18 protein-coding genes are annotated in these 20165 nt (G+C 63.4%); 8 read left to right on the forward strand and 10 right to left on the reverse strand.

Going from position 1 to position 20165, the window contains the following annotated elements:
* Positions 1-5 precede the first annotated feature (5 nt).
* From HOLFODRAFT_RS0207750 to HOLFODRAFT_RS0207760, 3 genes are all read left to right on the forward strand, one after another.
* Positions 6-215, forward strand: coding sequence for a hypothetical protein (locus HOLFODRAFT_RS0207750; RefSeq protein WP_005035421.1), 210 nt, complete (start codon positions 6-8; stop codon positions 213-215).
* A 49-nt stretch (positions 216-264) separates the two neighbouring features.
* A complete protein-coding gene (locus HOLFODRAFT_RS0207755) occupies positions 265-2571 on the forward strand; it encodes a response regulator (RefSeq protein WP_005035417.1) in 2307 nt (768 codons plus the stop codon).
* 101 nt (positions 2572-2672) lie between these two features.
* Positions 2673-3452: a slipin family protein gene (locus HOLFODRAFT_RS0207760; protein ID WP_005035415.1), complete on the forward strand. Its 780-nt coding sequence runs from the start codon at positions 2673-2675 to the stop codon at positions 3450-3452.
* Positions 3453-3460: 8 nt separating this feature from the next.
* On the opposite strand, the gene HOLFODRAFT_RS0207765 is transcribed toward HOLFODRAFT_RS0207760, so the two are convergent.
* From HOLFODRAFT_RS0207765 to HOLFODRAFT_RS0207785, 5 genes are all read right to left on the reverse strand, one after another.
* Positions 3461-5200 carry a tetratricopeptide repeat protein gene (locus tag HOLFODRAFT_RS0207765; protein WP_005035413.1) on the reverse strand — a complete coding sequence of 580 codons (1740 nt, stop codon included), beginning with the start codon at positions 5198-5200 and terminating at the stop codon, positions 3461-3463.
* Positions 5197-5841 carry a response regulator gene (locus HOLFODRAFT_RS20060; protein WP_005035412.1) on the reverse strand — a complete coding sequence of 215 codons (645 nt, stop codon included), beginning with the start codon at positions 5839-5841 and terminating at the stop codon, positions 5197-5199. Before HOLFODRAFT_RS20060 ends, HOLFODRAFT_RS0207765 begins: the two co-directional genes overlap by 4 nt.
* Positions 5842-5913: 72 nt before the next feature.
* Positions 5914-6981, reverse strand: coding sequence for an NAD(P)/FAD-dependent oxidoreductase (locus HOLFODRAFT_RS0207775; protein WP_005035410.1), 1068 nt, complete (start codon positions 6979-6981; stop codon positions 5914-5916).
* A gap of 60 nt (positions 6982-7041) precedes the next feature.
* Positions 7042-7974, reverse strand: coding sequence for a cell division protein FtsX (locus HOLFODRAFT_RS0207780; RefSeq protein WP_005035408.1), 933 nt, complete (start codon positions 7972-7974; stop codon positions 7042-7044).
* Positions 7971-8912 (reverse strand): DUF4388 domain-containing protein, encoded by a 942-nt coding sequence (locus tag HOLFODRAFT_RS0207785; protein ID WP_158412935.1) that lies wholly within the window; start codon positions 8910-8912, stop codon positions 7971-7973. Before HOLFODRAFT_RS0207785 ends, HOLFODRAFT_RS0207780 begins: the two co-directional genes overlap by 4 nt.
* Before the next feature lie 170 nt (positions 8913-9082).
* On the opposite strand from HOLFODRAFT_RS0207785, the gene ribB reads away from it, so the two are divergent.
* The 3 genes from ribB to trxA are packed head-to-tail and all read left to right on the forward strand — an operon-like array spanning position 9083 to position 10975.
* Entirely contained in the window at positions 9083-10144 is a 1062-nt protein-coding gene (gene ribB / locus HOLFODRAFT_RS0207790; RefSeq protein ID WP_005035404.1) for a 3,4-dihydroxy-2-butanone-4-phosphate synthase, read from the forward strand.
* A complete protein-coding gene (locus HOLFODRAFT_RS20065; protein WP_005035402.1) occupies positions 10141-10638 on the forward strand; it encodes a Crp/Fnr family transcriptional regulator in 498 nt (165 codons plus the stop codon). Before ribB ends, HOLFODRAFT_RS20065 begins: the two co-directional genes overlap by 4 nt.
* A 16-nt stretch (positions 10639-10654) precedes the next feature.
* Positions 10655-10975, forward strand: a complete 321-nt coding sequence (trxA, locus tag HOLFODRAFT_RS0207800; protein ID WP_005035400.1) for a thioredoxin — start codon at positions 10655-10657, stop codon at positions 10973-10975.
* Between the two features lie 120 nt (positions 10976-11095).
* Here the strand turns inward: trxA and lysS are convergent, their stop codons facing one another.
* From lysS to HOLFODRAFT_RS0207825, 5 genes are all read right to left on the reverse strand, one after another.
* The gene (lysS, locus tag HOLFODRAFT_RS0207805) at positions 11096-12640 is read right to left on the reverse strand and encodes a lysine--tRNA ligase (protein WP_005035398.1); all 1545 of its coding nucleotides are present in this window, start codon (positions 12638-12640) and stop codon (positions 11096-11098) included.
* Between the two features lie 63 nt (positions 12641-12703).
* Complete coding sequence (locus HOLFODRAFT_RS0207810) at positions 12704-13588, reverse strand: NAD(P)-dependent oxidoreductase (protein ID WP_005035396.1); 885 nt, start codon at positions 13586-13588, stop codon at positions 12704-12706.
* A gap of 87 nt (positions 13589-13675) precedes the next feature.
* Positions 13676-14914 (reverse strand): DUF1015 domain-containing protein, encoded by a 1239-nt coding sequence (locus HOLFODRAFT_RS0207815; protein WP_005035394.1) that lies wholly within the window; start codon positions 14912-14914, stop codon positions 13676-13678.
* 101 nt (positions 14915-15015) lie between these two features.
* Positions 15016-15726 (reverse strand): response regulator transcription factor, encoded by a 711-nt coding sequence (locus HOLFODRAFT_RS22845; protein ID WP_005035392.1) that lies wholly within the window; start codon positions 15724-15726, stop codon positions 15016-15018.
* Positions 15723-17003, reverse strand: a complete 1281-nt coding sequence (locus HOLFODRAFT_RS0207825; protein WP_005035391.1) for a glycoside hydrolase family 113 — start codon at positions 17001-17003, stop codon at positions 15723-15725. The genes HOLFODRAFT_RS22845 and HOLFODRAFT_RS0207825 overlap by 4 nt, the downstream gene beginning before the upstream one ends.
* A 293-nt stretch (positions 17004-17296) precedes the next feature.
* Between HOLFODRAFT_RS0207825 and HOLFODRAFT_RS0207830 the strand changes: the two genes are divergently transcribed.
* Positions 17297-17842: a YfiR family protein gene (locus HOLFODRAFT_RS0207830; RefSeq protein WP_005035389.1), complete on the forward strand. Its 546-nt coding sequence runs from the start codon at positions 17297-17299 to the stop codon at positions 17840-17842.
* A gap of 13 nt (positions 17843-17855) precedes the next feature.
* Positions 17856-20165: an ATP-binding response regulator gene (locus HOLFODRAFT_RS20075; protein WP_005035387.1), complete on the forward strand. Its 2310-nt coding sequence runs from the start codon at positions 17856-17858 to the stop codon at positions 20163-20165.

Here is a 20165-nt window from a genome sequence, read left to right on the forward strand (position 1 = left end):
AACCCATGGTGGATGTGATCACCCCCCTGCGCCTGCACCTGCTCCAGGTCGTTGCCAAATACCCTGACATCCGCCGGGAGAAGCTGCTTACGGTGAAGGGGGCCCAAGCGGCGGATCTCGCCTACCTGGAACAGTGCGATCTGATCCGGGAGCGGGAGTCGGGCTGCTACCGGATCTCGCACCTGGGGCAGATGGCTCTGAAACGAGGGCTTTGATCCTCAAGATACAGGCAGCCCCGACGATTAGTTCAGGGGCGTGATTCGCATGTTTCTGGCCTGGTTCCAACATCTCTCCATCCAGAGGAAGTTCACCTGCTCCGTCATGGCGGTGGCAGCCCTGGCCCTTGGCTTGGCCCTATGCGCCTTTGTCGTAAAGGAAACCATCAGCTACCGCCAGGCCACAAAGAACAGATCGGAAATAATCGCCGACCTCCTGGCTACCAACAGCCTGGCAGCCGTGGTCTTCGAAGATGCCGAAGCAGCCCGCAAGAGCCTGGAGATCCTGGAAAGCCAGCGCCAGGTGTCCTATGCCGTGCTCTATCTGAGTGACGGTCGGCCCCTTGCCACCTTCGGCAAGGTGGATGCAACGGGGGCATCCCTGCCCTTTTCCGAGGGTGTCACCCATCGTTTCCCCCTCCTGATCCGGGATCAGGTCATCCGGAACAACGGCCTGGAAGTGGGTCGGCTCCGTCTGGCGATCAGCATGGAGGGGCTGAAGCAGGCCCTTGCCTGGGCTTTTGTGGCGGCCGGAATCATTGGTGCGGTCTCCTTTGGACTCTCCCTAGCCTTCTCCTCCCCGCTCCGACGCATGTTCACCCGCCCCATGGAGAACATGGCAAGAACCGCGCGCAGTGTCAGCCAGAACGGCGACTACTCGGTCCGATTGCCCGGGGAGGGGCAGGACGAAATGGGACAGCTGCTGAAGGACTTCAACGGCATGCTGGCCCAGATCGAAACCTCGGACCGCGAGCTGCGGGAGCACCGGAACCAACTTGAGAGCCTGGTGGAATTGCGGACCCGGGCCCTTTCCGTCGCGATGGAGAGGGCCGAAGCCGCCAACAGGGCCAAGAGTGAATTCCTGGCCACCATGAGCCACGAGATCAGGACGCCCCTGAACGGGATTCTGGGCATCACCACCCTGCTCCTGAACGCGTCCTTTCCCCGCCGGGAGCAGCACCTGGTCCAGGAGATCGGACTCGCCACGGAAACCCTGCTGTCCGTCATCAACAACCTTCTGGACTTCACCCGCCTTGAAGTCGGAAAGATCGCCCTGGAGAAACAGGCCTTCGATCCGGAGCTGATGGTCCTGAATCTCGTCGAAGTGGCGGCGTCCCAAGCCAAGGCAAAGGCCCTGGAGGTCTGCGTCGAGATTGCCCATGGAGTCCCCCAGAGGGTGATCGGGGATCCCAACCGGATCTCCCAGATCCTGCTGAACCTCCTGGGGAATGCGATCAAGTTCACCGAGCACGGGAGCGTCACCATCCGGATGGGAGTAGCCAGGGAGCTGACGGGAGCCTGCTTTTTCGAAGTCGCAGACACCGGCATCGGCATCCCGCAGGAGACCATCCCAACCCTTTTCGAGCCCTTCACCCAGGCGGATGCCTCTTTCGCCAGGCGCTTCGGCGGTTCGGGCCTGGGCCTCTCCATCAGCAAGAAACTGACCACCCTGATGGGCGGCACGCTGGAGGTCCTCCCCGGCACCGATTGCGGGACCACGTTCCGACTGGTCCTGCCCCTGGAGGAGCGTGAGGCCCCCCCCTACTTCCCCTCCATGGAAGGGCATCGAGCCCTCCTGGCCGGTTCCCTGCCTGCCACCCTGAAGTCACTGGAACACCAGCTCCAGGCCCTGGGCATGGCAGTCGAGGTCCAGAAAGACCGCCACGCAGGACGTCCTCCCCTCCCCTACGATCTGGTGGTCGTGGCCATGGACCCCACCAAGGGGGCGGAGTTGCCAGACCTTGAAGAGCTTGCGCCCACAAATCCCCCGAGAAGGCTGCTTTGCATCCCTTTCGCCCACATGCCCGAAGAGGGGCTGGAAATAGGGGCCTTTGATGACATCCTGTCCATCCCCGCCAGTCGGGACACCTTCAGGCGGACCATCGCCGACCTGCTCAGCCCCCCCAGGGAAAAACCCATGCCCCGTCCGAACAGTTCGGCGGAGTCTCTCCAGGGCCTGGAGTTGGCCCTGAGCAACCAGGGCAGGCGCATCCTGCTGGTCGATGACAGTGCCATGAACCTTGAGGTCTTCGCGGAGATGTTGACCATCACGGGACACCAGGTCACCTCAGCCCTGGATGGCTTCCAGGCCCTGGAAATCCTGCAACAGGAATCCTTCGATCTGGTCTTGATGGACTGCCAGATGCCCAACATGGACGGCTTCGAATCGACCCGCCGGATCCGGAAACTGGACCTGCCCTGCAGCCAGGTTCCCGTCATCGCCCTGACCGGGAACGCCAGCCAGGACGACCGCGCCCGCTGCCTGGGGGCTGGCATGAACGACTTCCTGACCAAGCCCGTCAGGTCGAAAGACCTTCAGGCCATGATCGAAAAGTGGTCCGCCCCCCAGGGCTGAGGGACTATCAAAGCGGTCAACGGCTCAGCTTCTTCGCCATTGCCAAACGCATTCGAGGGCACATTCGGCGTATCATGAGCCACACTTCCCGGGAGAGATTCATGGACGCCCTTTTCGCGAGTTTCGGCTGCTTCGGCCCCCTGGCCGTGGTGGTAGTCGTCTACCTGCTGGCCTGCATCAAGGTCATCAACGAATACGAACGCGCGGTCATCTTCACCCTGGGCAAGGTGGGAATCCACCCCAAGGGCCCCGGCCTGATTTTCGTCTTCCGCCCCTTCCAGCGGGCCGTGGTGGTGAGCCTCCGCACCGTGGTGTTGGACGTCCCGAGTCAGGACATCATCACCCGGGACAACGTGAGCCTGAAGGTGAGCGCCGTGGTCTATTTCAAGGTGCTGGACGCCAAGCAGGCCATCGTGGGGGTTGAGAACTACTACTACGCCACCAGTCAGATCGCCCAGACAACCCTCCGCTCGGTGCTGGGTGAGGTGAGCCTGGACGAGCTCCTGGCAGACCGGGAGAAGCTGAGCGCCCGCCTGCGGGAGATCATCGATTCGGCGACAGAACCCTGGGGCATTGAGGTGAGCGCCGTGGAGCTGAAGTCCGTTGACCTTCCAGAACAGATCCAGCGGGCCATGGGAAAGCAAGCGGAAGCGGAGCGTGAGAAGCGGGCCAAGATCATTGCCGCCGAAGGCGAACTGATGGCCTCGGAGAAACTCCTTCAGGCAGCGGAGTGCATCAGCAAGAACCCGGTCACCATCCAGATGCGCTACCTTCAGACCCTTTCCGAGATTTCGGCGGAGAAGAACAGCACCATCGTCTTTCCACTGCCCATCGAACTGCTGAGGATGCTGGACAGGATCGGTCAACCCAGCCGGGAGTAGCACAGCCTTCACATCCCCAGTGTCTTCCCCAGGGTCTGCCGCTCCATCTTGAAGCCTGGGTCATTGGCGGCAGCCTTGAGGGTGGACCGAGCTTCCTCCCGCTGGTTCAGCCGCAACTGGCAGGTGGCCCGCATGAGGGCCACCCAGCCCTTGTTCTCGGCCTGGGGAGCGGTGGGATAGAGGGCTAGGGCCCCCCGCCAATCAGCGCCCTGGGCCCGCAGATCCGCCACGAGAAGCACCAGGGGCTCACGATCCCGACCTTTTTCCCGGATCCGGGCCAGCCACCCCTCAGCCTCCCGACGACGAATCGCCAGATCCCCCGTCTCCCGAGGTCTCCGCAGGTATGCCATCAGCGCAGCCATGCGCTCAGGCCCCGGGGTCGCACGGGCCAAGGGAGCCGAAGCCTGCTTCCACTGCTTTAAGGAGATCAGGGCCTTGGCGCGACGGAGGGCATCCTGGGGGCTCTCCTTCCGAGCACCCAGAAGGCCAAGAACCTCCCTGGGGTGGGCCTCTGGGACCGTGGATTCTAGGGTCGCCCGCCGCAGTTCGTCGCGTTCCCTGGCCGGGGCCAGGGCAGTCACCGTCTGGGCTGCATCCGGAAGCCCTGCCCCTGCCAGCAGGGCCACCAGGTTACGCCGCTGGTTAGGATCGAGGCACCCCACACCCTCGGCATCCAGGAGAGGCAGAAGGGGACCGACCTGCTTCCGCTCCAGGTGCCCCTGGGTCCAGGCACGGAAGGCTTGGCTCCTGAGCTCTGAAACCGTCATGGATTCCGCAGGATTGGGGTGGAGTTCCCGGATCCGGTACGCGGTCGTCAGGGCTTCGTACCATTTGGCGTTGTTCACCTGAAGCCGGAGCTGGACGATGAGGGGACGCACCCCGCTGGTGCCCTTGGTGCCCATGCCAGCCAGGAGCGAATCGGGAGTCGGAAATGCCCCGGCCGCCTTGGGAGGCAGCTTGCCTTCGCTGAGGATGGAAGCAAGAGCCAGCCGCGCCTCATCGGCCTCCGAGGCCTTGGGGGCGCTCTGGATGAGACGCTGGAAAGCCTCGGCGGCCGCCTGGGTCTGGCCCATCTCTCCCAGCATCCTGCCGTGGGCCAGTTCCGCCCGAAGGCGGTATGGACTCTGGGGATAGTGCGCCTGCAACGACTTGAGGGTGGCGTCGGCCTCCTCCTGCTGCTTGGCGGCAGCCAGGATCTCCAGGATGGCGACCAGTCCCTTTTCCGAAGGTTTGTTCCCTCCTGCGGGGTAGAGGGATTTCACGATCTGGAAACCATCCGCATGACGCTTCTGTTCCACCAGCGACCACAGAAGCATGTCCTGGGCCCGGCGCTTGCTCTCGACGGGGATATCGGAAGCCAGGGCTTTCCGGAGCCGCCCCTCGCCTTCCTTGAAACGCCCATAGGATACGGCATACTCCCCGAGGACCACCTGAGCCTCCGGCAGGTACACCGACTGGGGCCAGTTCCGTTCCAGTTTCTTGAACTGGACCGCGGCCTTGGCGATCTCGCCCTGGCGCTCCAAAAGAGTGCCGAGGGCGTAGGCTACGAATTCCCGTTCCCTGGACCGGCCCCGGAAGAAGTGCTTCTGGAGCCTCAGGATAGCCTCCTGGCGGAACCTGGGATCCTGGCTTGCCAGGGCTTCCCGGGCCAGCCCTTCCGCAGCAGGATCGGTGAGCTTGGGCGCCTGGGCCTGGACCGGGTGGCCGACCAGAACGATAAGCGCAGGTATATATAATAATTTATTCATTTATACCACTTCGCCAAGTGGCCTCGTTTCGCAGCTTCGAATTCCGTCTCGGAAAGCAGCCCCCGGGTCCGAAGATCCGCCAGCCGCTCAAGACCCTCCAGGTAGTCATCCCGTGCCTCTGGGGTCGGGCTGAAACGCTGGGCCAGCATCTCCATCCGTCCCTTGGTGGCCTCAAGTATCTCCACGCGAGCCTGGAGGGAGGCGACTTCAGCCCGAAGCCGCTCCCCCTCCTCCAGAAGGGCAATGCGCTCCATGATGCGACGCAGGATGTTGCGGAGCTGGTCCAGATGGAAGGGCTTGTTCACCAGTCCGTAGGCCCCCTGATCCATGGCCTCGTTGGCCTCGCGAACACTGCCGAAGCCGGATAGCACCAGGACGGTGCAGCTCGGATTGATCTGAAGGGCGGCCCGCAGGACATCCATCCCACCCTTCCCGGGCATCACCAGATCTGTGAGCACCAGATCAAAAGGGGGATTGGCCGCCCGAAGGAAAGCCTCCGCGCTCTCGCCATCCTGGGCCGCCGTCACCCGGAAGCCTTCGCTGTGCAGGAATTCCGCCAGGGTTTCGCGGATCAGGGCATCGTCGTCCACCAGCAGGAGCTGGTGCGGGGTCTGGCTGACTGGAAGGGCGGATCGCGGCAAGGAATTCCCCTGGATGGAAATTCTTTCGGCTGGTGAATCGATTTTCCAAAGCGGAAAAAGGAATTTTACAATCTACACCAGGAATCTCGACGGCGCGAGACATCCTGTATCGGCCTGCCCGAGCAGAGCCTTGGCCGCCAGGTCCCCCACGGCCAGACCGCTGGTCATGCCGTGGCCCCCCAGTCCCGCAACCCAGAAGAGGCGAGGATTGACGGGATCGGGCCCGATGACGAAGCGGCGATCGGGCGCGAAGGTCCGAATCCCGCACCACATGCGAGTGATGGGGTAGTCCTGGACAGAGGGGGCCACCTCCCGGAGGGAAGTGAGGAGGCCCTCCAGAATCGAGGGATCGTTGTCAGGCTGCTTCCCCCGGGAAGGCAGAGGGATTGCCTGCTCCTCGCATGCGCACATCAGAAGCCCTCCGGATTCGGGCCGGACGTAGAGGGGACGGTCCGCCCACCAGGCCCAGGACTGGTCCACCGGATGGGTTGCCCCGCTCCAGACCAAGTGGCGGCGAAGAGGATTGAAGGAGATGGCGACCCCTCCGGCCATGCGCCCCAGTTCCTGAGCCCAGCCTCCAGAGGCGTTCACCAACCTGCGCGCGAGGATGTCGCCATGGTCTGTCTCCACCAGGAAGCCGTCCTCCCGGGGAACGACGGCCTGCGCCATGCATCCGAACTTCAGGATCGCCCCCCCCAGACGGGCCCCGCTGGCGCAGTGCTGGAGGACCGCGTCGATATCGATGACCCCGTCCGAGGGAATGCGCAGGAACTCCGAAGCATAGATACCTGGGAGCACAGCACCTTCGCCCCGCTCCACGGCAAGCCCGAAGGCCTCCGCCTCCCTGGCCAGGGCATCGGTTCCACCAGGATCGGCCCCGAGAAGCAGACCGCCACGCTCATCCATGAGCCCGGCCTGGGCCAGCCGGTTCCGCCCGGAGATGGTCAGGGCCGTGTGCTCAGGGCGTCCGGTCAACTGCCGCCCGACCCCGGCGTTGTGCCCACTGGAGTAGAAGCCCGGAAGATCTTCCCGCTCCAGCAGCATCACCTCTTTCTGGCCGGCCTGGACCAGATGGAAGGCTGTGGACAACCCGGCGATGCCGCCGCCAATGATGAGGATCTCCGCGTGTTCCGTGCTCATGAATCGACTCCAGCCCTCATTCTGACAGGCAAGAGCCCCCTCCCTCCGTGAGGAAGAGCACTACGCCTCGGTTCCCTGATCTACGGCGGCCAGCCGCCTCTGGCTCCGCTGGGTGCTCCAGAAGCCCCACAGGGCCCCCAGGGCGCCCGTCAGGGTGCCCACGGTCCCCAGCAGGATGATGCTCCGCGGGGAGAAGAATCCCAGGCGCGCCATTTCCACGAAGAGGGGCGGAAGCCCCCAGGCGCCCCGTTGCAGGGGCAGCCAAAGCCCGAGGAGGGCCAGCATGGAGAGCGCACTGGCCGCCAGCCCCAGGAGGGCCCCTTCCAGCAGCAGAGGGGTCCGGATGAAGCTCTCAGAGGCCCCCACAAGACGCATGATGCCGATCTCCTCTTCCCGGGAGAGAATGCTCATGCGGATCACATTCCCTGTGGAAAACCCCGCCGCCAGGAGCAGGATCACGCCCATGAGGCTGACGGCCGAACGCACCACACGGGCCGAACGCTGGAGGGCGGAGAGACGCTCATGATCCACCACCACATCCCCCACCCCCGGCATGTAGCGCAGGCTTTCACCCACCTCGATGGCCCGGCGCTCGGCCACGAGATCGGGCCGGATGTCCAGTTCCAGGCTCTCGGGCAGAGGCTCGCCACCCAGGCTCTCCAGGAGGAGGCCAGCCTCCCTGGAGCTGGCAAGAAAGCGTTCCGTGGCCTCCTTGGCGGACACGCGACGGACGCCTCGGAAGCGAGGGTCGCGGCGAAGGGACGCCTCTGCCTCATCCAGGTGCCCCCCCTCGGTCGCGAACACGGTCACCTTGGCCATGGATTCCATCCGTGAAACCCAACGGTCCAGGGATTCCACCGCCAACAGCCCCCCGCCCGCCAGGAGCAGTCCCGAGGCCAGGGTCAGGACCACCAGGAGGTGCTGACCCCGATGCCGCAGCAGGTCCCTGGCCACATCCCGCAGGAGGATGGCGAGCAGGCGAAAAGGGATCATCGGCTGAAGAGGGCTTTGAGCTGGGCGTTAAGCCCCTTGACGACCTCAGGGGAACACCCTGCTTCCACGGCACCCCGGGATACAGCCAGGGCCAGCCCCTTGACGGCCTCGGGCCCCTCTCCCTGGATGAGCTGCTGGGTGGCCCGGGAATGCAGACGGGTCACGAAGTCGTGATGCTCCGGCGGCAGAGCGGCCTTGGCCGTCTGTGCGATGCGCTGGGCAAAGGCCGTCAGACGGGCGGTCTTCGCCGGGTCCACCATGGGCACGGCAGAGGGCCGCGGGGAATGTGGCGCCGGAACGGGAGCGCCATGGTCGGGCTCGTGGTTCTGGGCGGTCTCAGGTGGTGACGCAATGGCCGCAGCCGGCACGGTTTCGGAAACAGGAACGGCCACCTCCGGCAGGTCGGGCCTGCGTCCGGAACGAACCCCCTTGAGAATCACGTGACCGGCCATGACCAGGCCATAGAGATCCTTGGCGACGGAAAGCACGGGCTTGCCCATGGCTTCCGCCAACTCGGCCACGTTGTAGTACCCGGTCAGGTTCTCCAGAAGCCTGGCCTCCCGGGGGTTGACGCCCTGGGGGTTCTCATCCGGGAGCAGGACGGACGTGGGATAGAGGTCCAGACTGGCGATCTTCTGGTTGATGACTCGCCACTCGTCCATGCGCCGATGGAGTTCCATCAGGATGGCTGGGTTCGACTTGGTGATGGTGGTGGGCACATCGACCGCCCCCTCTTCGAAGTGATAGCGCCCATCCAGCCACAGGGCCACGGTGTAGACCGCCTCCAGGCCCTCAGCATCATGGCTGATGGCGTGGACGATCCTCCCGTCCCGGAGGAAGATACGGGCACGCTTAGGGTCTTCGGTGACATGAAAGACCCCGCTCTTGCCGCCCTGGCACACCAACTGGATGATGTCCGGCAGGGGTGCCCCGCGCATGGAACCTTGAATGAGACCTTGGGACATCGAAATCCCTCTCCAATCCGCATTTGTGCTGCGCTGAATCCTATCATGACCTGATGAGTGATTGTGGGACTCTTCCCAGTCGAGCTGGGATGGAGGATGCTGAAAGGTGCCTCCGGTCACGGGGCGCCCATTCCGAGGTTTCCATGAGCACACCCTTTGCGACCATCGAAGAGGCCATTGAAGAGATCCGCAAGGGCCGGATGGTGGTGGTCATCGATGACGAGGACCGCGAGAACGAGGGGGATCTGACCCTCGCCGCTCAGCACATCACCCCCGAAGCCATCGCCTTCATGGCGACCTTCGGCCGCGGCCTCATCTGCGTGGCCATGGAAGGGGAGCGCCTCGACCACCTCCACATCCCCCTGATGGTGCAGGATAACTCCAGCCCCTTCGAGACCGCCTTCTGCATCACAGTGGAGGCCCGGGAGGGCACCAGCACCGGGATCAGCGCCGGAGACCGGGCCCAGACCATCAAGAAACTCATCGACCCCACGGCCAAGCCCTCGGACTTCGTGAAACCCGGCCACATGTTCCCCCTGCGAGCCCGCTCCGGCGGCGTCCTGACCCGCACGGGCCAGACCGAGGCCTCGGTGGATCTCGCCCGTCTGGCTGGCCTTCATCCCTCGGGCGTCATCTGCGAAATCATGAAGGACGATGGAACCATGGCCCGGGTGCCGGATCTGGTGCCCTTCTGCCAGCAGCACGGCCTGCTCCTGGTGACCGTGGCCGATCTGGTGGCCTATCGCCTGCGCAAGGATCCCATCGTGCGCCACCTCCACAGCCAACCCATGATGACCCTGTGGGGCCAGGCCACGGTCCACCGCTACAAGAGCCTGCTGGATGGCACGGACCACTTCGCCTTCACCTTCCCCGATCCCGGCAACGGTATGGCCCCCCTGGTCAGGGTCCACCTGGAATCGCTCCCGGAGGATCTGGCGGGGCTCGGCGGTTCCGACAACTCCCCCTTCCATGCGGCCATGACCGCCATCGCAAAGGAGGGCGGCACCCTGGTCTACCTGCGCCGGAACAGCGAAGCGGTTGCGGAATCCTATCTGAGTGATCGCGAAGTGGGCACCGGATCCCAGATCCTGCGTCATCTTGGCATCCAGAGGATGAGGCTGCTCACCCGCCACAGCAAAAAGTACATTGGACTCAAAGGCTTCGACCTCGATATTGTTGAGCAAGTTCTCATGGATCTCCCTTGATCAACACATCATTCCTGACCGACTCCCTGCTGTTTCGGAACCTGGACGAGACCGAGCGTGCCCAGGTTCTGATCATTGGTCAGGTCCACACCTATCAGCCCGACGAAGTCATCTTCCGGGAAGGGGATCCTGGCGATGGCATGTTCATCGTCATAAAGGGCACCGTCCGAATCTCCCGACAGTCGGCCACCGGGGAAGAGGCGCTGGCGGTGCTGGAGCCCAACGCCTTCTTCGGCGAAATGGCCCTCATCGACTACATGCCTCGGGCCGCCAGCGCCATCGCCAACGAGACCTGCGACCTGTTCTTCATCCCCCTCAAGGATCTCCGGGCCCTCATCGAAACCCACCACCAGATCGCCCTCAAGGTCCTTTTCGCCCTCTGCGAAGTCCTGACCCAGCGACTGAGGGAAACCAACGACCGCTACATGAGCATCTTCACCATCGCCCAATGGGGGGGCGGTGGTCTCTCCAACCAGCTCATTCCACTCCCCTGAATCATTGAGGTATCCCATGTCTGATCTCGTCAAACACATCTCTGACGCCGAGTTCCCCGCTGAGATTGCCCAGGGTGTGACCCTGGTGGACTTCTGGGCCCCCTGGTGCGGCCCCTGCCGCCAGATCGCGCCCTTCCTGGATGAACTGGCCTCTGAATTCCAGGGCAAGGCCAGGATCGTCAAGATCAACGTGGACGACAACCCCGGGGTGGCGAGCCAGTACGGCATCCAGTCCATCCCCACCCTGCTCCTCTTCAAGAACGGCGAGAAGGTCAACCAGAAGGTCGGCGGCCAGCCCAAGGCCAACCTCAAGGCCCTGATCGAGTCGGCGCTGTAGGAAAAAACCTGGCTCACGCGGAGACGCGGAGAGCGCGGAGAAAGAGAAAACCCCCGGGACCATCCGGGGGTTTTTCTTGTTTAACTCCGCGCCCTCCGCGTCTCCGCGTGAGCCCTCTTTTTATTCCGCAGCCTCGCGCGAGACCTGCTCGGCCACGCCGGGCTTGATGGGGCGCATGGCCGGGAAGAGGATGACGTCGCGGATGCTCTGATTGTTGGTCATGAGCATGACGGTACGATCGATGCCTACCCCCAGGCCGCCGCAGGGGGGGAAGCCGTGCTCCAGGGAGTCGATGAAGTCCTGGTCCAGCATCATGGCCTCGTCGTTGCCAGCCTCCCGCTCGGCGATCTGGGCCTGGAAGCGCTCCAACTGAACGATGGGATCGTTGAGCTCGGAGTAGGCATTGGAAAGTTCCATGCCTGCGACGAAGAGTTCGAAGCGATCTACGAAGCCCGGCTGGTCCGGCAGTTCCTTGGTGAGGGGGCTCATCTCCACGGGGTAGTCCGTGATGAAGGTGGGCTGGATCAGCTGTTTCTCGGCGTAGTGCTCGAAGAGGTCGCCCAGGAGGTGGCCCGGCAGCTTGCGGTCCAGGTCCTCGACATGGGCCTCCTTGGCCAGCTTGACGATCTCGGCGGGATCCTCCAGGCGGGCCCGGTCGATGTTTCCGTACTGGGCGATGGCGTCCTTGAGGGGCAGGCGGCGGAAGGGCACAGCATAGCTGATCATGCGGGGGCTGCCGTCCTCGAGCTCACCGTAGGGAAGCTCCTCGGCCCCCATGACCTCCTTGGCGAGGGTGTTGAAGAGGTTCTCGGTCAGGCGCATCACATCGCGCAGGTCGTCCCCGGCGGCGTAGCTCTCCATCATGGTGAACTCGGGGTTGTGGCGCTGGCTGATGCCTTCGTTACGGAAGCTGCGGTTGACCTCGAAGACCCGCTCGAAGCCGCCCACGATGAGGCGCTTGAGGTAGAGTTCCGGGGCGATGCGCAGGTAGAGGTCGATATCCAGGGCGTTGTGATGGGTCACGAAGGGCCGGGCCGTGGCCCCGCCGGGGATGGGCTGCATCATGGGGGTCTCGACCTCCAGGAAGCCCTGGGAGACCATGTAGCTGCGAAGGGTGGCCAGAATGCGGCTGCGCTTCTGGAAGGTGTCCATGACCTCAGCGTTGGTGGCCAGGTCCAGGTAGCGCTGACGGATGCGCTGCTCCTTGTCCTGGAGGCCGTGCCACTTCTCTGGCAGGGGCAGCAGGGCCTTGGTGAGGAACTGGATATCCTGGGCCCGGACGCTCAGTTCACCGGTCTTGGTGCGCATGAGGGAGCCGGTGACGCTGATGAAGTCCCCGAGATCGAAGAGCTTGAGGGCATCCCAGAAGCGGGCGTCCGCCTCATCCAGGTCGTTCTTCTTGAAGTAGACCTGGAGCCTCTGCCCCCCCTCAGCGATGTGGGCGAAGACACTCTTGCCCATCTCCCGGATGGCCAGGATGCGCCCCATGACGCTCAATACCTGGGGCTCAGCCTCCAACTGCTCAGGGGTCCGATCGCCAAACTCCGCCACCACCTGGGGGACCCCGTGGGTCCGCTTCGCCTTGGCGGGATAGGGATCGAACCCAAGCGCCTTCAGCTTTTCCAGCTTTTCAATGCGGACTTGGCGGTACTGATTGGACTCCATGGGCTCTCCAGCGAGGCGAATGCCGCGAATCCAACAGTCTACCAAGAGGAGAGCGAATGACGCTCATTCCTTCCTGGAGACATAGTCCTGGAGGATGGCCACCAGGACGTCTCCGATGCGGTCCAGGCTCTCTCCCGTATTGGCTCCGATGTGAGGGGTGAGGTAGACATTCGGCGCCTTCAGGATCGGGGAGTCCGGCTGCGGGGGCTCCGTGGAATAGACATCCGTGCAATATGCGCGGAGCTTCCCGGTTCCCAGGGCGTCTGCCAGATCCTGCTCCACCACGCATTGACTGCGGGCCGTATTGATGAGGATGGCCCCGTCCTTCATGCGCGCCAGGACCCTGGCCTGGATGAACCCACGGGTGCCCGGTGTGGGCGGCAGGTGGATGCTCACCACATCGCATTGGGATAGCAGTTCGTCCAGGCTTCGGGCGAGGGGGACCAGAGGGTGCTCGCAGAGATTGGGGTCGTAGCCCAGGACGCTCATCCCAAAGGCCAAGGCCCGGCGTGCGACTTCGGTGGCGACATTGCCCACCCCCAGAAGCCCGAGGGTCTTCCCGTAGAGCTCGGTCCGCAGGAGTTCCTTCTTGGGGAAGCGCCCTTCCCGCATGGCATTGTGGGCCTCAACCAGCCGGGTTGTGACCGCCAGCATGAAGGCCATCGTCAGTTCGGCAACCGCAATGCTGGAGGCCTTCGGCGTGTTCAGCACCTGGATGTGCCTCGCTTCGCAGGCCCTGAGATCGATGTTGTCGATACCGACTCCGCCCCGGAGCACAAGGCGGAGCCCGGGGGCCCGCGCGAGCAGAGCCTCATTCACCCGGGTCCGCGATCGCACCACCAGCACCTCGGCGTCTCCAAGCTCCCCGAGATCCTCGCTCAGCTCCCCAAAGGCCGCCAGGCGGGCGGGAAGCTCGGGGGTGAAAGGGTCAGCGAGCAGGATCTTCATGGCACCCTCCAGACGCCTCAGGGGCGTGCCCTGAGAGCAGGACACGCCCCTAAGATGCTCCCCCTTCGGGAGAGTGCCAGACTTTGATCAGTCTTCGTAAAGCCTCAGCAGCAGGCCGGAACGGAGCTTGGGCTCGAACCAGGTGGACTTGGGGGGCATGATCTGGCCAGCATCCGCCACGGACATGAGCTGCTCGATGGAGGTGGGATAGAGGGAGAAGGCCACGGCCGCACCCTCGTTGACCCGCCGTTCCAGTTCCCCCATGCCCCGGATGCCGCCCACGAAATCGATGCGGGAGTCGGTGCGGGGGTCGGTGATGCCCAGGATGGGCCCCAGGAGGTTGTCCTGGAGGATGCTCACGTCGAGGCCCCTGATGGGGTCCGTGGCGGGGAAGCTGCCCACCTTGGCCTCCAGGCGGTACCACTTGCCGCCCAGGTACATTCCGAAGGTCCGGGGATCCTCGGGCTTGGAACGCCGCGTTTCGGAGACATTGAAGACCTGGGCCACCTTGGCCAGGAAGGCTTCTGGGGTGAGGCCGTTGAGGTCCTTCACGATCCGGTTGTAATCCATGATCCGGAGCTGATCGTGTGGGAAGACGACGGCCATGAAGCTTTCGAAGGGCTCTGCGCCTGTGGCCCCGGCGGTTATGAGCCGCTTGGCCTGGCTGTAGCGAATGGCGGCGGCGGTGCGGTGGTGTCCGTCTGCGATATATAAATTATCAATACCATCAAAAAGATGGGACAGGGCGTAGATCACGGTCTCGTCCGAGATGCACCAGACGGTGTGCCCGATGCCATCGGCAGTCACGATGTCGTAAAGCGGGGCGGTATCCCGCACCTTGTCCACGATGCCATCGATGTAGGGGACTGACCGGTAGGTCAGGAAGACAGGTTCGGCGTTGGCGTTTTGCTCCGTGACGTGGCGGGTGCGATCGTCTTCCTTGTCCTTGCGGGTGAGTTCGTGCTTCTTGATGAAGCCATCCTCGTATTCCTTCACAGAACAGAGAGCCACCAGACCCGTCTGCACGTGATCGTCCGCCTTCTGCTGGTAGACGTAGAGGCAAGGCTTGTCTTCATGAATCAGGGTGCCCTCGGTGATGAACCGGTGCAGGTTCTCGGCCCCCTTGGCGTAGACGGCATCGCTATGCTCGTCGACCCCTTCGGGCAGATCCACCTCCGGGCGGCCCACCCGAAGGAAGGAAAAGGGATTGCCGGCGGACAGCTGTCGGGCCTCCTGGGTATTGATGACATCGTAGGGCACTGAAGCGACCTTGGCGGCGAGACCCATTTTGGGGCGATAGGCCCTGAAAGGCTTGATCTGCGACATACATCCCTTCCATCAGAGAACGTAAAGGTTGAGCCCCGACAGGGCGATAGAGGAATCTTCGGGCATTGTCCACCAGACCCCCCCGTATGGGAAGCAGGGTTTCAGTTCCCGGAAGCCCAGGGATCTCTTTTTTCTGGTTCCGGGGCCATCTTCTGCGTGTCCTGGAGGAGTGCGGCATTCATGAGGATCTCGGGTATGGGAAGTTCGATGCTGGATCCCACCCGGCAGGTATCCACGAACTCCACTTCAGGCTTCGGCCAGCAGAGGATCTGGTAGGCAGCCTCCAGCCCCTCGAATTCCGCGCAGGTCGCGTGGACGAGCTTGCCCCCCCGCACGTAGAGCACGCCGATGCGCCCTTCGCACTTCACGGTGAGGGTCGAGGTCTTGAGCTCCCAGTTCATGAGCTGGAGCAGGCTCCCGATATTGAGCCCCCGGACCTTACCCTCGGCTTCCCGCTCTCCCAAGCCGCGGATCTCCTCCATCAGGGAGGACAGCCGCACAGGCTTGGAGAGCACTTTGAAAGCCCCCAGTTCCCTGGCCCGGTCGAAGGAAAGCCCCTCCGGCAGGGAGGTCAAGACGATGATGGGAACGGAAGGATAGCGGGCATGGACCTCGGCGATGAGGCCGAAGCCATCCAGAATCGGCATCTGGAGATCCGTCACCAGGACATCCACGGATTCCCGGCGCATCGATTCCAGCGCCTTTCGGCCATTCTCGGCTCCCAGGAGCCGCCACCCCTGAAGCCCCCGGAGACCGGTCTGGTAGAAGCGCAGAGTGGTGGCTTCGTCCTCCACCAGCAGAACGGTCTTCATGAACGCCCCTCCCGTCCCTTGGGGATCTTGTGCTTGGGCGCAGGCTCGGTGGCCAGGGTGGCCTGGGCCTGACGGGCATCCTCCGGGTGGCTCCGCTCCCAGTCAACGACCCAGGCGGGCAGCACCGCATCCTCGTAGTCCCGGACCTTCCGGTGATGGCTCACCAGGGTCTGCACCATGGCCTCCTGAAGGTTCTCAGGCCTGGGGGGGATATGCCCTTCGAAAATGGGGAGGGCGAAATAGTTCTTCAGGGTCTGCTCCACGGGCTTGCCCCAGGGAGCGTAAGTGCGGTCCGCCATGCCACCGATGGGCTTCTGGTTCAGGTTCTCCCCGTAGAGGTAGTAGAAGACCGCCTCGCCATCACTCCAGTTGCGGAGCACATCAAGGGCTCCCTTCATCAGATGGTCCTGGAGCCCCGGGTCTGCGGGTTTGTCCGTGCGGAAATCCCAGGGACCCACATGGGCGTGGGCCACGCTGGGATAGCCGATCTCCGTGATCATGACGGGCTTGGGGCCCCTGGCGTCTTCGAAGCGCTTCGAGAGGGTCCTGGCCTTGTAGACGATCCACCACCAGGCGTTGCGGATCTGCTCCTCGCTGGGATAGTCGTCGAGCTTGGCAATGGGATCGTAGGTGTTCATGCCGATCACGTCCAGGCAGTCACCGAAGGCGAAGGTGTCGTGGCTGTCGAAGTTGACGCTGTAAGTGATCTTGCCCCGGAAGACCTTCCGGACCTCGGAAACCAGGTTCCGCCACTGATCCGGGAAGGGATGGGTGCTGCCCATCTCGGTGCCCACGCTGTACCACTCGACGCCGCCCTCCTGGGCCAGGCGGGCCATCTCGACATTGAAGGCCGTGTAGTTCCGCCACCAGAGGTCCCAGTCCCGGGGCTTAATGTTGCCCCGCCACCACGTGGCGTTGTCCGCTTCATCCCGGAGGTTGATGGTGGGGAAGAACATCATGCGGAGCCCCAGGCGCCGAGCCTGCTGAAAGGTCATCCGGAGGCTCCGCTCCGTGGGGCTGCTGGTGGGGTGACGCACCACCTCCACGCTGTCGTACCGCTCCATGCGGTAGATGGCCTGGAGGGTGACGCAGGTGGCACCGGAAGCGGCGATGCGCTCCAGTTCCTCCCGGTAGTCGTAGTCGGGCAGCCCGGCGTACAAGCCCAGGACCATGCCCCGGGGCTGAGGCACCAGACGATGCGTTTCCTTATGGCGCAACACCCCCATTACCAGGGGCAGCACCAGCAGAGCGATGACGATCACGAGCTTTCGAAACATTGGCCTTCCAGACCCTTCCACTCTATCGCGAGTGTCTCTATTTCAGGCGGGGCACACAGTGGTGCCCACGGGAACCAACCGAACATTCTGAAGCACTGCCGGGCACCACGAGACAGGGGTATGGGGGCATGTCAGTGCCCCCATAGGGGTGACAGAAAATGCACGCACTGCGTGCATTTTCGCCAGAGGGGCCATGCCCCGATGGAAGGGTGCCCCGCTTGCATGGCGATTGCTCCGGATATTTCAAGGCGGGGCACACTGGCGTCGATAGCCTCCTGAGAGGCCATCCCCTGATGCGAGCGTCACCCCTCATCGCCCTCCCGGCAGCGGTCACGCTGGGGGCGTTCTGTGCCTGGGGGGAGGCCCAGGCCCCAAGATCCCCGGAGTATCAGATCAAGACGCGCTATGTCACCACACTGGCGGAATACACCACATGGCCTGCCTATGCCCTGCCGAAGAGCAAGGATGAGCCGATACGCCTCGGAATCCTGGGCACAGCCCCCTTCGAGCCCTTCGTGAAGGAGCTCGAAACCAACTACCGAATCCATGGGTACCGGATCGAACTGGTTCTCCTCCGCCAGCCCAGCGAGGCCAGGAACTGCCATATCATCTTCATCTCCGCCTCAGAAAGCCACCGCCTGGCCGAAACGCTGGCGGTGTTGCGCGGCAAGCCTGTCTTGACCATCGGGGATACTCCCGGGTTTGCCCACAAGGGGGTGATGGTCAATCTCTTCCTCAGTCAGAACCGTGTTCTCTTCGAAATCAATCAGAACGCCCTCAAGACCAGCGCCATGGAGATGAGCTCCCATGTCCTCAAGCTGGCCCGGATCGTGGAATAGCCTGGAGGCATGCATGCTCACGAACCACTCGGTAAAGCAGCGCCTGACCCTCCTGATGCTCTTCATCACGGGCCTGACCATCCTGGGCAGCTACGGGATCTTCCTGATCTATGAGCGCCAAGCCCTGAGGCAGGCCCTGCAGGAGAACCTCATCACGCAGGCGAGGACCCTGGCCAGCAGCGTGGACGCAGACCTGGAATTCGGTGTGCAGAGCGCGGCAGAAAAGACTCTCAACACCCTCTCATCCAACAAGCGGATTCAGTTCGCGGCGGTGTATGACAGCACTGGAAACGTTTTTGCGGCGTACCCGAGTACCGCACCTCGCGCCAGCATGCCCGTCAGTCCCCAGGCCGATCACATTGAATTCCAGGCCAACAGCCTGCGAATCTTCCGCAAGGTGGAAAAGAACGGGCGGATTTTGGGCATGGTCTGCATCCAGAGCGATCTGGAGGAGATCCGCCAACGTCTCATGTGGGCGGTGGTCCCCATCTCCATCGCCACCCTGGTCCTTTTCTCCCTGGTCTTCCTGGCATCCCTTTGGATGAAGAAGAGGATCTTCAGCCCCATCCTCCAGCTCTCGGAATCCGCCCGCCGGATCACCGAGGCAAAGGACTACAGCATCCGACTGGAGCAGCATGAGGGAGGTGAACTGGGTGTGCTGACCGAATCCCTCAACGATATGCTCACACAGATCCAGGCCCGTGACGCCCAGCTCCTGGGCTACCAGGGCAGCCTGGAGGAGCAGGTGGCCCAGCGCTCCGAGCAGCTCCTGCGGGTCAACACCCAGCTCCTCATCGCCAAGGAACGGGCCGAGGAGGCCAGCCGGGCCAAGAGCGCCTTCCTCGCCAACATGAGCCACGAACTGCGGACACCCCTGAATGCGATTCTCCTCTACAGCGAACTCGTATCAGACGAAATGGAGGAGCGGGGGATGCAGGACGTGGTCCCGGACCTGGAAAAGATCCGGGGGGCTGGCAAGCACCTCCTGTCCCTCATCGACGAGATCCTGGACCTCTCCAAGATCGAGGCGGGCCGCATGACCGCCTACATCGAGGAGTGCCACATCCCCTCAATCCTCACGGATGTGGTGGCCACGGTCGAACCCCTGGTCACCAAGAACCGGAACAGCTTCAAGGTCGAGGCGGATCCCGCCATTGAAAGCATCCGTTCCGATATGAAAATGCTCCGCCAGACTATCTTCAACCTCCTGAGCAATGCAGCCAAGTTCACCCAGGACGGCGAGATCCGGCTGCAGGTCCTGCCCGACAGGGATCCAGCCTTCGTACAGTTCACGGTCTCGGATACCGGCATCGGCATGACCGAGGACCAGGCCACCAGGATCTTCCAGGAATTCACCCAGGCGGATGATTCCACCACCCGCCGATTTGGCGGCACGGGGCTGGGCCTGACCCTCTGCCGGAAGTTCACGGAACTCCTGGGGGGTTCCATTTCGGTCGTCAGCAGACCCGGCGAAGGCTCTACCTTCATCGTGCGCATCCCCCGCAACACCCCGGCACCGGTCAAGCCCACTGGCAAGTTCGTGCCGACCCAGCAGCCCAGCCTGCACCGGGGCAAGATCCTCATCATTGACGACGATCCCTCCCTGCGGGAGGCCGTGTCCCGGATGCTGACCAAGGAGGGCTTCTGGGTGGCCATGGCCTCCGATGGTGAGGAAGGCATCCAGATGGCCAAGGTCCTGCGCCCCCACGTCATCACCCTGGATATCGCCATGCCCGGCATGGATGGCTGGCAGGTGCTCGGCAAGCTCAAGGCCGACCTGGACCTGAAGAACATTCCCGTCGTCATCCTCACCATGCTGGATGGACGCAGCAAGGGCTATGCGCTGGGAGCCTCGGCCGTGGTCCAGAAGCCCGTGTCCAAGGAAGACCTCCTGGCGGTCATCGCCAGTGTCGAAACCGGCCAGAGCGAGGCCCCGATCCTGGTGGTGGAGGATGATGCCGCCACCCAGGATGTGCTCCATCGCATCATTACCGAAGGGGGATGGGAGTCCCGGAAGGCCATGAACGGACAGGAGGCCCTGGAGCTGATCCAGTTCGAACGGCCCAAGCTGATCATCCTGGACCTCATGCTGCCGGAGATGGACGGCTTCCAGCTCCTCACGGAGCTGCAGAACCACCAGGACTGGCGGGAAATCCCCATCATCGTCCTCACCGCCAAGGATCTCACCCCAGAGGACCTGAAGCGGCTGGAGGTGGACCAGATCCACCACGTCTTCCGGAAAGGGGCCTGTTCCAAGGACGAGCTCGTGGAAGCCGTGAGATCCATTGCCCTGCGCTGGCTCAAACCCGGCGCGGAAGTCTGA

Source organism: Holophaga foetida DSM 6591 (genome assembly GCF_000242615.2).
GTDB classification, from domain to species: Bacteria; Acidobacteriota; Holophagae; order Holophagales; family Holophagaceae; genus Holophaga; species Holophaga foetida.

What these genes read in the sequence shown, in the direction of transcription:
- HOLFODRAFT_RS0207750 (WP_005035421.1), top strand. Translation starts at nt 6, where the DNA reads ATGGTGGATGTGATCACCCCCCTGCGCCTGCACCTGCTCCAGGTCGTT.
- HOLFODRAFT_RS0207755 (WP_005035417.1), top strand. Translation starts at nt 265, where the DNA reads ATGTTTCTGGCCTGGTTCCAACATCTCTCCATCCAGAGGAAGTTCACC.
- HOLFODRAFT_RS0207760 (WP_005035415.1), top strand. Translation starts at nt 2,673, where the DNA reads ATGGACGCCCTTTTCGCGAGTTTCGGCTGCTTCGGCCCCCTGGCCGTG.
- HOLFODRAFT_RS0207765 (WP_005035413.1), bottom strand. Translation starts at nt 5,200, where the DNA reads ATGAATAAATTATTATATATACCTGCGCTTATCGTTCTGGTCGGCCAC.
- HOLFODRAFT_RS0207775 (WP_005035410.1), bottom strand. Translation starts at nt 6,981, where the DNA reads ATGAGCACGGAACACGCGGAGATCCTCATCATTGGCGGCGGCATCGCC.
- HOLFODRAFT_RS0207780 (WP_005035408.1), bottom strand. Translation starts at nt 7,974, where the DNA reads ATGATCCCTTTTCGCCTGCTCGCCATCCTCCTGCGGGATGTGGCCAGG.
- HOLFODRAFT_RS0207785 (WP_158412935.1), bottom strand. Translation starts at nt 8,912, where the DNA reads ATGCGCGGGGCACCCCTGCCGGACATCATCCAGTTGGTGTGCCAGGGC.
- ribB (WP_005035404.1), top strand. Translation starts at nt 9,083, where the DNA reads ATGAGCACACCCTTTGCGACCATCGAAGAGGCCATTGAAGAGATCCGC.
- trxA (WP_005035400.1), top strand. Translation starts at nt 10,655, where the DNA reads ATGTCTGATCTCGTCAAACACATCTCTGACGCCGAGTTCCCCGCTGAG.
- lysS (WP_005035398.1), bottom strand. Translation starts at nt 12,640, where the DNA reads ATGGAGTCCAATCAGTACCGCCAAGTCCGCATTGAAAAGCTGGAAAAG.
- HOLFODRAFT_RS0207810 (WP_005035396.1), bottom strand. Translation starts at nt 13,588, where the DNA reads ATGAAGATCCTGCTCGCTGACCCTTTCACCCCCGAGCTTCCCGCCCGC.
- HOLFODRAFT_RS0207815 (WP_005035394.1), bottom strand. Translation starts at nt 14,914, where the DNA reads ATGTCGCAGATCAAGCCTTTCAGGGCCTATCGCCCCAAAATGGGTCTC.
- HOLFODRAFT_RS22845 (WP_005035392.1), bottom strand. Translation starts at nt 15,726, where the DNA reads ATGAAGACCGTTCTGCTGGTGGAGGACGAAGCCACCACTCTGCGCTTC.
- HOLFODRAFT_RS0207825 (WP_005035391.1), bottom strand. Translation starts at nt 17,003, where the DNA reads ATGTTTCGAAAGCTCGTGATCGTCATCGCTCTGCTGGTGCTGCCCCTG.
- HOLFODRAFT_RS0207830 (WP_005035389.1), top strand. Translation starts at nt 17,297, where the DNA reads ATGCGAGCGTCACCCCTCATCGCCCTCCCGGCAGCGGTCACGCTGGGG.
- HOLFODRAFT_RS20075 (WP_005035387.1), top strand. Translation starts at nt 17,856, where the DNA reads ATGCTCACGAACCACTCGGTAAAGCAGCGCCTGACCCTCCTGATGCTC.